This is a genomic window from Aurantibacillus circumpalustris, assembly GCF_029625215.1.
GTDB lineage: Bacteria > Bacteroidota > Bacteroidia > B-17B0 > Aurantibacillaceae > Aurantibacillus > Aurantibacillus circumpalustris.
In genome coordinates, this window is record NZ_CP121197.1 from 2752413 (window position 1) to 2766482 (window position 14070).

The 14070-nt window shown below is 35.9% G+C and carries 9 protein-coding genes; 3 read left to right on the plus strand and 6 right to left on the minus strand.

The window, feature by feature from the left end; genetic code table 11:
- Window positions 1-77 precede the first annotated feature (77 nt).
- On the minus strand, window positions 78-2294 hold the full coding sequence (locus tag P2086_RS11400) for a SulP family inorganic anion transporter (RefSeq protein WP_317896871.1): 2217 nt from the start codon (window positions 2292-2294) through the stop codon (window positions 78-80).
- Between the two features lie 193 nt (window positions 2295-2487).
- Window positions 2488-3258, minus strand: a complete 771-nt coding sequence (locus P2086_RS11405; RefSeq protein WP_317896872.1) for a DUF4382 domain-containing protein — start codon at window positions 3256-3258, stop codon at window positions 2488-2490.
- Between the two features lie 355 nt (window positions 3259-3613).
- Here P2086_RS11405 and P2086_RS11410 point away from each other — a divergent pair, with 355 nt between their 5' ends.
- Entirely contained in the window at window positions 3614-4171 is a 558-nt protein-coding gene (locus P2086_RS11410; RefSeq protein WP_317896873.1) for an NADPH-dependent FMN reductase, read from the plus strand.
- A 67-nt stretch (window positions 4172-4238) separates the two neighbouring features.
- Window positions 4239-4889, plus strand: coding sequence for a hypothetical protein (locus tag P2086_RS11415; RefSeq protein WP_317896874.1), 651 nt, complete (start codon window positions 4239-4241; stop codon window positions 4887-4889).
- Between the two features lie 80 nt (window positions 4890-4969).
- Here P2086_RS11415 and P2086_RS11420 read toward each other — a convergent pair whose 3' ends face one another.
- The 4 genes from P2086_RS11420 to P2086_RS11435 all read right to left on the minus strand — a co-directional run bounded on the left by P2086_RS11420 (window position 4970) and on the right by P2086_RS11435 (window position 10280).
- A complete protein-coding gene (locus P2086_RS11420; protein WP_317896875.1) occupies window positions 4970-6946 on the minus strand; it encodes a T9SS type A sorting domain-containing protein in 1977 nt (658 codons plus the stop codon).
- Window positions 6947-7070: 124 nt separating this feature from the next.
- Complete coding sequence (locus tag P2086_RS11425) at window positions 7071-8186, minus strand: PKD domain-containing protein (RefSeq protein WP_317896876.1); 1116 nt, start codon at window positions 8184-8186, stop codon at window positions 7071-7073.
- Window positions 8174-9715: a hypothetical protein gene (locus tag P2086_RS11430; RefSeq protein ID WP_317896877.1), complete on the minus strand. Its 1542-nt coding sequence runs from the start codon at window positions 9713-9715 to the stop codon at window positions 8174-8176. Before P2086_RS11430 ends, P2086_RS11425 begins: the two co-directional genes overlap by 13 nt.
- Before the next feature lie 4 nt (window positions 9716-9719).
- On the minus strand, window positions 9720-10280 hold the full coding sequence (locus P2086_RS11435) for an RNA polymerase sigma factor (RefSeq protein WP_317896878.1): 561 nt from the start codon (window positions 10278-10280) through the stop codon (window positions 9720-9722).
- Window positions 10281-10788: 508 nt separating this feature from the next.
- Between P2086_RS11435 and P2086_RS11440 the strand changes: the two genes are divergently transcribed.
- Window positions 10789-14004 (plus strand): T9SS type A sorting domain-containing protein, encoded by a 3216-nt coding sequence (locus tag P2086_RS11440; protein ID WP_317896879.1) that lies wholly within the window; start codon window positions 10789-10791, stop codon window positions 14002-14004.
- Window positions 14005-14070 lie beyond the last annotated feature (66 nt).

Below are 14070 nucleotides of genomic sequence, written 5' to 3' on the forward strand. Positions count from 1 at the left end.
GATTCGCCGTAAAAATCAAATACAGACAAACAAACTTTCCACTGCAAAAGTAACTAAAACTAAGCGAAGATAGATTATTATTGTTGATCGGTAAAGGCCGTATTGAGAATGAGTTGGTAAAGGCGGATGCAAAAGTCAGTCATAGCCTTAACTTCTGCTATGGTTGCGGTGTGTTCTTTGTTCATCACAATAATTCCACCATTTCCATCTGATTCAATATGATAAGGTTTGTTACATTCTAAAAATAAAACCAATTCTTCATTAAAGTATTTATGAATTTTTCGTTTGTTTTTTCCTTTTAGTAAAAACCGGTGCGTAAAATCGTGATACTCTTTAAATTTAATTTCTTGTTTGTATCCTAAAAAACTGAGTTTCTCAAATAAGTCCCTTTTTTCTAATGTAAATGCTGGCAGAGTGGGAGGAACCTGAATGTAAATAAAAGTACTGTGTAAATCTTCCTTTGCTATAAAAGCACCTTCCGAATACTCAAGGTCGAACAAACGAATGGAATCATTATAACAATTATTAAAAGTATAGCTTGCCTGCCTTGTGCTGAAGTATTGGAAGTTATTTAAAAATGAAATATTGTAGTCAGGTTCTTCAGTGTACTCCCAATGTAATTCGTTTACAAAATCTCTCAATAAGCGCTTTCGTTTGTTTGATCGAGCATCCAAATCCACAAAAAGCACATACTGTAAGGCTTGCCTGAGTGTAAACGGATGTTCTGTGGCAGAACGTTTTGTGTTTAAGCCTATGATTTTAAAGTAAGCTTCATTTACATTAAAATTACTTTCGTAAGCATTTAAACTTTCGAGCGCGGTATGATCAACAAACTTACATTGCTTAAAGTCGATTATTATTTCGTTGGCTTCTGGCAGCCTATCAATGGCATTTTTAAGTCGGAAAAAATTCAAAAAAGTACAATAATATTTAACGGTAATAAGTGTGCGTTTCCCTTGTAACTCTTGTATTTGGACATTATTTGTAAAAAGATAACGCATAAAAAGGGTGATGCTTTTAGCGTAAACCGTATGTACAATAAACGTTGTAAGTGATCCAATTAATATGCCGGAAATTAAGCTGGTATAAAGAGTACTGATAAGAGTGATGATAAAAATAAAAAACTGTTTTTTTCCGATTTTGTAGATCCTTCTAAAAACTTGAGGTGATATAAGTTTATAACCTGTATAAACGAGTATGGCTGCCAGTGCAGGGTAGGGGATGTGCTTAAGTTGCTCCTGAAATAGTAAAATAAATAACAATAAAAAAATTGCTTGAAAAAAATTGGAGAAACGGTTTGTCCCGCCATTATTTACGTTGACTGAACTTCTTGCAATAACGGTTACCACATTTAAACCACCTAAAAAACCCGAAACGATAGAAGCAATTCCTAATGCTCTTAATTCTTTGTCAGTGTTTGATCGCCTCTTTTTTGGATCTAGCTTATCTACTGCCTTGATGCTTAAAATAGACTCGATACTTGCGATTAGCGTAATTGAAATTACAGCAAGAATAAAATAATAATCGAAACATTTTGAAAAGTCAGGTGTAGGAAATTTTGATAAGGCATTGTCTGGGATACTTAGTAAAAATTCAGAGTCTAAAGGATGCTTTAAATCGGGATGAGCCTGAATGTAATACGCAAAACCAACGGAAATAATAACAATCCACATAGGAGCAGGAATCAATTGAAAATACTTATTTCGAATATTAGAGTAGGTCACCATAATAAGTAAGCTTATTATTCCAGCGGTTGCTGGGGCCCAGAGATCATCATTGTGTATTAGCTCGTAAATGCTCTGGGGAAATTTTGCTAATAGGTGAATCGGGTCACCACTAATGCGCATATTACCTAACATAATATGCGCTTGTTTGCTCATGATAATTAAACCAATGGCAGAAAGCATTCCTTGTAAAGCAGAAGCCGAAAAAAAATTTCCAATGTAGCCGATCTTAAGAAATGAGAGTACAGTGATAAGAACCCCTGAAGCTATAATTGCTGCTAATACGAAAAGATAACCTTCATACATATTACCATTTCCCAGAACCGTTATGGCACCCAAAAGTGCAACTACTAAACTATTGCCAGGACCAGTTATGGTAACATTACTGCCACCTAAAATGGAAACAATAATACCTCCTACAATCGCGGAAATTACTCCAGCTATTGGCGGAGCTCCAGAAGCTACAGCGAGGCCAAGTCCTAAAGGCAGCGCAACAAGTGATACAACGAAACCGGCGAATAAATTATTCGGAATTGTTTTTAAGGAGCCTATTAATTTGAGATGAGTCAACTTAGATAAATATATTAAAAAGTGTTTGGAATTACTAGCTTAATGTACAATAGACATGGATGTAGGTATTCAAAGCAAAAAAAAACCTTCGGTTTAACCAAAGGTTTTTTTAGAGGTATTGTTGCTATTAAGATTTTCTAAAATTTACCAACATATTACCAAAAATGGAATTTTATTTGTGAGTACAAGCGTTTTAAATAATAATCGTTCCAAGCAAAGTGGTGTTTCCCACTGTAACATTAATATTTGTTAAGGTAGAAACAAGAAATGGAGATGAAGGATATACTGTTACCGTATACATTCCAGCGGGTAACCCTGTAATAATAAATTCGCCATTTGAGTTCGCTACAGTAGAATAGGAAGTTCCACCTGAGTTAGCGGTGATTGTAGCAAGAACTCCCGCTTGTGACAGTTTTCCTTTTATTGAACCACTTAAAGCAGTTTCAATAGTTCTGATAACAGGTTTTAACGAATAACTGCCATTACCTTCTTCAACAATAGATTGACTAGCATCAAAATCCAGTAAAACGTAATAAGCTATGCCAGCTTGAAGTTCCTGGTGAACTTGAAGTTTTAAACCAGACTGTTGCGCACTCGGAGTGCTTAATGAATAAGTAACCCCTCCTTTAACCACCGAGTTATTAGTGCCTAAAATAAGTCTTATTTGTTGAACTTTATCAACAGTAAGCGACCCAGTTGCAATGAGTGTATCAATTCCGTTTGCTAAATCAAGTAAATTATAAACACCTGCGTTCGCATTCAACATTGTTGAATTTCCATTTCCTGTTATTTCGACAGCTTGCAAATCAATATATACGGCAGTGTAAGGTCCTGGCGCATCTGTCATATTAATATAATAAGGTGTTGGTTTTGCAGGATCAGGCTCTGGCGTTTTGTCTTTTTTACAAGAGCTGAAAATTGCCCCTAAGGCCAGACAGCAAAGAATAATTCCACGTGTTTTCATAATGTTTTGTTTATTAAGTTTATAATTATTATTTGCACTCACTCACTCACTAAGAAATTTATTAAAACATAAACTACTTAGTGTTTTACCTATGACTTTAGAACTTGAAACCACCCCCAAAAAATTAAAACACAAAAAAACTAAAAACAAGTGAACTGGTTTTATGTAAGGATTGGCTTTAGTATTTATTTCAAATGTATTCCCATAAGTGTATTACAAATTTAGATCACAACTAATAAGAATGTGTTGCATAAGAATTTTGAGAATTTATAGAATTCACAGCTTTTGTTTTAGGAATCATTAGTTGATGCATAAGTAAATATACACTAGCTTTAAGGCAATCAAATAAAAAACCATGAAAATCTCAATTATATCAGCCAGTGTAAGAACAGGAAGAAACAGTCACAGAGTTGCACTTTTTTTTAAAAGATTTATAGAAGAACAAAAACTAGCTTCTGTTGAAATATTAGATTTAAATGTCTACCAATTTCCAATTTTTGAAGAGCGTTTAAAATTCCAGAAAAATGCTGATGCTAAAACAATTGAATTTGCTGAGAAAATAAAAAGTTCTGATGGTGTTATTATTGTAACCCCCGAATACAACGGTGGTTACCCAGCGAGTTTAAAAAATGTGATTGATCTTTTAACGGATGAATGGAAACGCAAACCGGTTGCTATTTCTACCGTGTCAGCAGGTGGTTTTGCAGGAATGAACGTGATCACATCCCTGCAATATTCTTTATGGAAAATTCAAGCATGGGCGGTGCCCGCTATGTTTCCTGTTCCTAAAGTAAGTGAGAGCTATGATGAGCAAGGTAATCCTACCGACAAAGTAGGCACTGAAAAAAGAGCACATACTTTTTTAAACGAATTAATTTGGTGTGCAACTGCAAAAAAGAAAATGGAAGAGTAACAAACTGTAAAAAAAGAAAGATAAGTAATTTACCTACCTTTAGCAGCATATCAATTAAGCAACACAAGTGAATAGCAAGAAATTCAGATTAGACATCAATAATAACAACCCTTTTACCATAAAAATAAATGCTTCTGAAAATGAGACACACACACTCATTCGGCTAACTAAAGGAGCGTTCTGTGAATCCTTAAATATTTTAATGACAGATAAGGGAGTTCTTGCGCCAAAAAATATACCATCACGAAAACTGTCGCTTTTACAATTAGGCGATCAATCTAGTTTTAGCATAAATGCTAATTTTTCAAGTGCAAAAGGGTTTATAGAAATTGAAGTCTACAAAGGTCCCTGGGAAGAAATTTTATTAGCAGAAATAGAGTTCTCGTTTTCTGATGCTCCATACAATATTAGTTGTAATCATGAAAATATTGAATTCACAATTGGTAGCGATGCCGAATCACAAATTAAAGTTAAGGCAAATACAAATGGCGGTTTTGATGTAGATTACATCCTTGTTAAAACAGGGGGACAAACAGTTGTTCAAAATCATTTTTTTGACGAAGATAGTGATACCGCACAAATTATTAAAAGGTTGCACGGACGAATCAAAGGCCGTGTAAAAGGCGTAGGCTTTGAGGAACGACAAATTCAATTCGAAAAAGAAAACACCAATAATTTAAACAAAACAATGCTGGATAGTTTTGTGGAAGGAAACTAGAGACGTTTTAATTTTATTAATATAAAAAAAGAGTCGTGTTAGCTAACACGACTCTTTTTTTACGACTGCTGTACTTTTATTTATTTTTGTATTACAATTTTCTTGTGAACAATTCCTGCCTCTGAACTTACATTTATAAGGTATGTTCCATTTGACAAGGAACTCACGTCTATAATTTGTTTAGAGTTTGCAAGAATATGTTTCTCAAACACTTTTTCTCCCATAATGTTATAAATGAGTATAGTGTTTTCTTTTAATCCTTTTCCATTTGAATTAACTTCAAGAACAAATTCACCGTTATTAGGATTTGGATAGATATTTATCAAATCACTCACTAGTGTTTGGTTTTTAATGCCAGTAGCAAAAGATTGTCTGATGTTAACAGTAATCATATCATTTGTCTCACTTGAACGGAAAATACCAGCTACATAACAGTAGGTAGCAGTAACAGTACCACACGAAACACTTACTGTTACGCAAGTAGAATAAGTTCCTGCAGCTGAATAGGTGTGGGTTGGGTATAAAGATGTTGTATATGTACCATCTCCCCAGTACCAGGTAGCATTAGTAATATTGGACGGGTAGGATGGATAAGAATACCAGGTTAAAGCTGTTGTAGTGTCTTTGGTAAGCGTGTAAACCACAGTTGGTGCACATGGTGTAACGGAGCCGCTTACATTAGTAATGAGAACTGAATCACACTTAGTACTTGTACAAAATGCAGTCACAGAATTTGTGATTGTAAGACAAATAACTTTAGGGCCATTAGCTGTATAAGTATGCGCTGGTGTTAAACCAGTTCCAGTAGAACCATCTCCAAAATTCCAATAATAAATAGTTCCAGCAAGTGTACCTGTAGAAGTGCTTGCAAAATTCGCGGAACCGTTAGCTCCTAACACAGAAGTGAAGTTAGCGTTGCATGGTGTAGTGCTCGATGTAACGTTAGAGATTACAAACGTATTACAGAATGAGCTTGTACAATTGTTTGTGGCATTTGAAATTGTGAGACAAACCGTTTTAGTTCCGTTTGAGGTATAAACATATGTTGGTGTTAAGCCTGAACCAAGGGATAAACCAACAAAATTCCATGAATAAATTGTACCAGCCGTTGTACCAGTAGAAGTGCTGGCAAAATTCACTGAACCATTAGATCCAATGGTATAATTAAAGTTAGCGTTGCAAGGTGAGGTGCTTGCGGTGACATTAGAAATTACCACCGAGTAACACATGGTGTTGGAACAGCTATTTGGTGCAGCTGTGTTAGACACCATGGTCAGACATACCGGGTAAGTTCCATTCGAACTAAACGTGTACGTTGGAGCAATACCAGCTCCAGAGCCAGAGCTTCCAAAATTCCATCCATAATAACTGCTACCAGTTGTACCTGTAGAGGTGCTTACAAAATTTACTGATCCGTTGGCGCCAGTTTGATAACTAAAATTAGCATTACAAAGTGTTGTGCTTGTCGGGACATTGGTAATTAATACTGAGTCACATTTTGTGTTTGTACAAAATGGACTTACAGAATTTGTGATAGTAAGACAAACGTACTTATTCCCATTAGACGTATAAGTGTGTGCTGGTGTTATGCCAGTTCCAGTTGATCCATCTCCGAAATTCCAATTATAAATGGTTCCAGCAACTGTACCGGTTGAAGTGCTTATAAAATTTACTGACCCATTTGACCCAGTTACATAAGTGTAATTTGCGCTACAAGGTGTTGTAGTAATATTGTTTACTGAAATCGTTTGAGTTGTATTTATTGAGCAGGTTGGTGCGGTAGTAGAAATGCCAAATGTTACCGAGTAAGTGCCATTTGCGCTATAAGTTGCCGAAGCGCTAGTCGAATTCGGACCAACAACATTTGAGCTGCCTAAGAAATACCAGAAATAAGACGTTGTTGAATTAGTTGGTGAGGCTGAGCCAGTAAAGATAACCATACCGTTGGGGCCTAATGTGTAGGTAAAGCTAGCAGTACATTGTGCCTCTACACTCTGTATCCCAGAAAAGAACAACGAGATGAAGAGTAATTTTGCTGCATACGTAAATTTTTTCATTTTAGTTTTTTTTAATGCCTACTTTTTACTGGTCAGGGTTTCGGCGTTTGCCCTTCTTATCACACTAATACAGTTTGTATTTATATTAAGTTGGAATTTCGCTAACTTTTTTTAAAAGAATTGGTTAACGATAAGACACACATAAAATGGCTTCTGCATTGTTAATCATTTTCACACGAGTGCCATTATATACCTCGCAGGTAAAATTAGCTTTGATCTTTTTTGTTTTCTCACCTTTTTCATTTGTATCATAATTTTCTACTGAAATAATTTTAAAATTGCTTGTGGAAGATTGCAACATATTATTAGATGTAAATACATCACCATTTTCATCCATCCAGTTAATCGTAACATTAGAAAAAGGGTGAGGATTTGTAATTTGTGTAATAGATTCTATTTTGTAATTAGTTAAACAAGGCATAGGGTTTGTTTGGGTAGCTATGTTATACTTTGCATATATCGTATCGTGTTGAGTACTTATAGTACGCAGCAATACAGGGTAAGTGCCAGATATTTTATAATTATGCGAGGGATTAGGGTCAGTAGAATTGTCACCATCTCCAAAAGTCCATAAATAATTGTTAGTGGATGAACCTGTCAGAGAAGAGCTAAAACTAAAATCATTTGCACCATTGTTCACCGAAGAAATATAAGTACTGTTCATGGGATAACTTATTTTTTCAATGTTAGAAATATATTGTTGGCAGTTGTTAGTAGAGTTTATTTTTAAACTTACGCTGTAATTTCCAGCAGATTCATAAACATGTATAGGGTTAGCTTCATTAGAAGTTTTATTGTCTCCAAAATTCCAGAGGTAAGAATCGGCAATTTGATTAAACAAACTTTTATATTTTACCGAGTAATAAGGAGTCCCTAAAATAGGGTACGACTTAGGTAATATTGAGGAATCAATTTTTGTTTCCTCATTAGGCGAAGAATATTTGAAATCATTGATTGTGATCTGTAAACTGGTTTTGCAGTCTGCGCATTCAATTGGCTTTAGGTTAGCAGTAAAATAGTAAAGGCCTGAAGGTGTTTGTGAATACGAAGAATACATGTAGTAATTATTTATTCCAGCTCTTAAAGAAACTGATTTGCCGTCAATAGTGCCGCTAAAGTAAAAATCACTTTCTTTAGCCGTAATGTTTTCTACAAAATCTTTCTTACGGCAAGAAAAGAAAAGCACAGTTGCTAAAATTAAGATGTACCAAAAATTTCTCATAATATTTACTTTTTCCATAAATTAATACCTACACTAAGCCTGAATCCATAGGCTCTTTCAAAGCCTTCCAGTTTATAAATAATATCGTTCTTAATATCGCTTAATCCGTAAAAAAACTCTCCATTTACGTATAATTCTTTATAAAGACGTCGTCGGTAACAAACGGCAATTTGTCCGTCGTAAGGATTGAACCCTTTAGTATAACCCATCGATTTTGACACAACTGGGGTACTGGAATAATTCAACCTTGTACTGAATGTTTCGATCTTACTTGCAACATCTAACAAGTAAGCCAGGGTGTATCCAATGCACACAAAATCATTGCGACTGAAACTGTAACTTAGTTTTAACGGCAACAAAAGGTAATGCATGTTTTTAGCAGTTACCACGGTTGCTTCTATTTCTTCACCAAATTTTAAGCGGGTGGTTGTTGAAGTGTGACTCGTAGCACTAAGATTATTAATACTTGTATAAAACAGCCCTAAAGAAAGTCCAAATCTTCTGCTAACATCATGGTAGTATTGCAGACCCACCAATGGATTTATACCATTAGCTTCAGTTTTATTATTTGTTTTCCAACCTAGCTGATAATTCATACCAGCTTCAAGAAAAATTCGATGAGAAAGTAGTTTTTTCGGCAAAATACTATCTCTAATGGGAACTATCGCTGTGGGTGCATAATCAGGCTTGTCGGTAAATATTGTGATAGTTTTCATTTCCAGTGCATCCGTAAGTAATTCATCCGGACTGCTTATAATAAAATCAGAATCTGAGTTAGTGGAGTTTTTTTGAGGTGGATTTTGCACTTTATTATCTTGATTATTATTTTTTTTAGGTTTTATGGAACCAGAAGTGAACAACGTTTCTTTGCTCTCATCAACTTCTTTATCATTCACAACACTATTGTTGTTGTTCAGTCTCGCAGAAGGTGTTTCTTTTGCTTGAGTACTTACCTCATAATCTGTTGGTTTTTCTTTCGAGTCTTTGTTTTCATAAACATTAGTAACCGCTGCAACTTCTACAGGCGCTTTCTTCATGTTAGGAGTTTGGTGTTTTTCAGTTTCTTGCTTTGCAGTATTTGTTGGTTTAGTTGTAAGTTTTTCCTGCTCCGCATTACCTGGCAGTGATTGTATTTGATTAGGTTGTAAGCTTGTCACTTTAGCTACCTTAGAATCTGTTTTTTTAATCTCTGGTGTTTCATTTTTTGTTTGATTATGCGGGCTGATTTTCTTTTCTTGAATGATTGATGAGATAGTTTGGTCAGGTTCAGATTGCTCAGTGCCTGAAATCGATTGTTGCAGTTTTTTGCTGGATGTTTGAGGATTAAGCGTTACTAGGTTATTTTCGTTTTGGTTAACAAAAAATAAAGCTACACCTACACCAAGTGTAAGTAACAAACTGAAATACACAAAAAGCCTGCGCTTGGAATTTCTCTCATTTTCCAAAGCAGTCGCCATCATCTTCCAGTTTTGTTCATCAGGACTAAAGGCGTCTTCCAGGTTTTTCTGCTGGAACAGATCTTTTAATTCGTCATCTTGCTCTATCATCCTTCTAATTTTTAGCAATTAATTCAAGCTTATTAATCATTTCTTTTAGTTTGTCTTTTGCCACAGTGAGGTACCATTTTGAAGTATTTTCATTGATATTCAAAAGCTCCGCAATTTCCCTGTGTTTATATCCATCAATATAATACAGGTTAAAAATCTGCTGATTAACAAGAGGTAATTTTGCAATTAATGCATAAATCTGTTCTATGTTTAATCGAGTTACCGCTTCATTAATTGATGAGTATTCACTTGTTTCAAAGTATTTTTCTACATATTGTACATTGTTATAATGTATTTTCTCTTTTTTAAACTCGTTAATCAAAGTGTTAATCATTACCCTCCTAATCCATGATTTGAAAGGCACTTCATTTTGTCTGAACTTGTTTAAATTCTTTAAGATCTTATGAAAACCTAAGTTCAATACCTCTTTGGCTCTATTTTCGTTTCTGGTGTAGCGTATACAAATACTCATAAGGTAACTATACGTTATTTTATATAACGTATACTCAGCCTCACTTTTGCGATTAATACAATCACTAATGAGTTTTTGGTCAATATTGTTCAAATCGCACAGAGTCGTAATTACTTGTACAAAAAGATCGGTAAAATAGTTGGAGAAACCACAAAAAATAAGCGAAAATTATTTTTTTATGTTTACTGAAAAGAAAAAAGTTTTTAACATAACTGAACGGTTTTCTCCGGGAAAGGGGGGAGGTGGATTACTCGCCTTGTTAACTTTTGTTGTTGATTTATAGAACTATATTCCATAAAATCAAAAATCGGTAATTTGCAGAGGTTTCTTTTGTAGCCCCTTTCGAAGCAAATCTCAAACTACTTTCTGGAAGCACTAATGGCTATGGTCCTAATCTGGAATCTTTATTGTAATAAATCGGGATTTCAGATAACTAATACGGTTTGTATTTTATTCCGAAAGTGGTTTTTGTAAAACGCAAAAATTCTTTGAAAATATTTCGACTGTGTAATTTAAAACGATTTAGGGAAATTAATATTGATTTTAATCAAAGTTTATAAACTTATTACTATATTAGATTCAAACTAAAACCTAATCATCCATGAAAAAAAACTATCTATTAGCAGGTTTCTTTGTCTGCTTTTTTTTCGCTTTAAAGCTGTCGGCGCAATTGAATGGCGCTTACACGATCAACAACACGCTTCCTTCAAGTGCAAGTAATTTTACGTCGTTTACTGCGTTTTCTGCCTCGCTCAATGCCAGCGGTGTATCGGGTCCTGTTACAGTGAATGTGATGGCCAACACCGTGTTTAACGAACAGATTAATTTTAACCAGGCAGTTGGTGTTTCTTCAACCAATACCATCACAATCAATGGTAATGGATCAACGATTACTTACAATGCTACTGTTGCTACTTTGTTGCACACTGTTTTGCTGAGTGGAGCTGATTATATGACGTTTAATAATTTAAATTTTATTGGAACGGGACCAACATACGCGCTCACTGTGCATCTTTGGAGTTCAGCTGATAACAATACTTTTAATAACTGTACTTTTGATTCCCCGATAGTGGGAACAGTTACTACTTTGTGTCCGTTTTCAGTGAGCGGAACCAGTGTGTCTCCTGCAGCTGCCGGTTTATGTGGAAATAATAATACAGTAAAAACGTCTACCATAACCGGCGGATATTACGGCACTGCATTTTATGGTAATACTGCTACGCCGTTTAATACAGGCAACAGCATATTAAATTCAACTATTAAAGATTTTTACCAGTCTGGATGTTACAATGTCTATTGCCAGAGCAGTACCTTTAAAGGCAATATTATTGAGCGTCAAAACAGACTTGCGGTGACTACAACTTACGGTATATTCTGTACTACAGGAAGTATCAACACACTGATTGATGGTAATTTCATCCGAAAACTGTTTAATAACATTCCAGTGACTACAGTTCTGTGTTACCCTATTTATGTGCTTGGAGCTGCCACACTTAATAATGAGAATGTAGTAAGGAATAATGTTATTTCCGACATTAACTCGAATGGTGGTAGTGGTAATTTATTTGGTATTTATATAAATGGAGGAGCATACTGTAACGTTTATCATAACACAATTTCACTTGATGATAACTCAGCTACTTCTGGAACTACTTATGGTATTGATTGCATAAGTCCGAATTGTAAAATAAAAAATAATATCATTACTATTAGTAGAGGTGGATCAGGCCTCAAATATGGTTTGTATACAACTGCAGCTGGTACGGTCGGTCTTCAATCGGATTATAACGTGATAAATATGACTTCTATAACAGGTACCGGCAATTTGCCGTTTTTTTTCGTCTCTGGTTATACTTTGGCTAACTGGCAGCTCACCTATCCTGCTTACGACCAGGGCAGCAAGGTGGCGGATCCAATGTACAACAATCCAGGAGCACTGGATTATGTGCCGACTTCAACAGTTATCAATAACATGTGCCCTTTTATAGGTGTAATTACAGATTTTACTGGTTTTGTTAGAAGTAACGTCACTCCAGATCCGGGTGCCTATGAAATTTACACTACGCCATGTGCCGGCTCTGCTGGACCCAACTCTGTTATTACCCCAACTTATGTTGTTTGTCCCAATACTACATTAAATATAGGTCTTGCCAATACATTTACCAATACTGGTTACACTTTACAATGGCTGTCGTCTACCAACAGTGCCTTCGGACCTTTTACTGCTATTACTGGCGCAACACTGCCGTCTTTTAACACGGGACTTTTGTCTACTACGATCTACTATAGTGTTTTGATAACCTGTGTGAATAGTAGTGGCACCGTTACAGCGACATCTGGTACTGTACTCGTTTCCCCGCAGACTATTAATAACGTTCCCTATTACGAAGGATTTGAAGGAATCAATTTTCTCAACGAGCTTCCAAACTGTTCATGGTATACACCACCTGGAGGTGGCGTCGAAACCTATTTCTCGAACGGATCAGGCAACCGTTACCCGAAAACAGGTACTAAATTCGGTTCTTTTGCAAGTACATCTGCAGGCCCGGATTATGTTTATTCCAATGGTATTAATCTGCTGCCTGGTGTAACTTATTCCGCCGCTCTTTGGTATATCAATGAATCCATCGGTTATTATCCCTGGAAAGATATTTCGATTTTAGTGGGTACTTCGCAGACAACTACCGGTTTAAGCAGTATTATTTCAACAACCGCCTCTACCTTTGGATATAGTCTTTTATCCAATACCTTCACTGTTAGCACTGCAGGTATATATTACATTGCTGTAAGCGCTAAAGCAGATGCAGGAAGCTCTCCTTATCTTTCGTGGGACGATCTTTCTGTAACAATTCCCTGCCAGTTGAACTCACCGCAATTGTTCGTTAATAGTCTTGGTTCTCCTATTTGTAACAACAAATCACTTGTTTTTACCGCGAGTGGCGCCGATGCATATGAGTGGACAAGTAACCTGACTGGCACAACAGTGATCTCTACAAGCCCTGTTACAATTGTGAGTCCAACCAACAACACAACGTACTACGTTACTGGCACCAACACATTAAGTGGTTGTACAAGTTCTTTGACTCAGGTTATTACGGTATTACAGGCTCCTGTTTTAGCTGTATCTGCAACTAGTTTATCCGTTTGCAAAGGACAGTCTAGCACTATCTCTGTTCAGGGTGCTAATTCCTATAACTGGGCCCATGGAGCCGTTGGTGCTCCTGTTACGGTAACGCCTAGCACTACTACCACCTACACTGTGATCGGTGTCGCTGCCAACGGATGTTCAGAAGCTCAAACCATTGTCATCAACGTGAATGCTATTCCGACCGTTTCTGCAGTAGCATCGTCGTACCAGCTTTGTAAAGGTGATGATGTGACGCTTACAGGATCAGGAGCCAGCAGCTACCGATGGTCGTCCAATGCTTCTTTGGTGCAGTTTGGTAATCCACTGGTAATGACTGTGCAAAGCTCAGGTGGCTACACCATGACGGGAACCGCAGCTAACGGCTGTTCAGGAAATGCTAGTTTTGTTATTGATGTTGATGAATGTACCGGGATCAATGAACTGGTTAACAATCAAAACGATGTTAAAGTTTATCCAAACCCTACAACAGGAATTTTTAATATTACAGCAAACGGCGCGGAAATTAAATCTGTTGATGTTTTTGATTTAACTGGTAGAATTGTCTTTTCAGATTCAATGAAAAATAATACTGCAAATATAAATGTTAGCCAGTTACCAAACGGCGTTTATTCTATAAAAGTTAAAACAGGGGAAACAGTAAAATACCTTAAAATTATTAAATCTCAATAATAGGGACTATGTCAATAGTATTACAAATAGTATTACAAAATAATTATGAAACCAATCCCTTTTAAA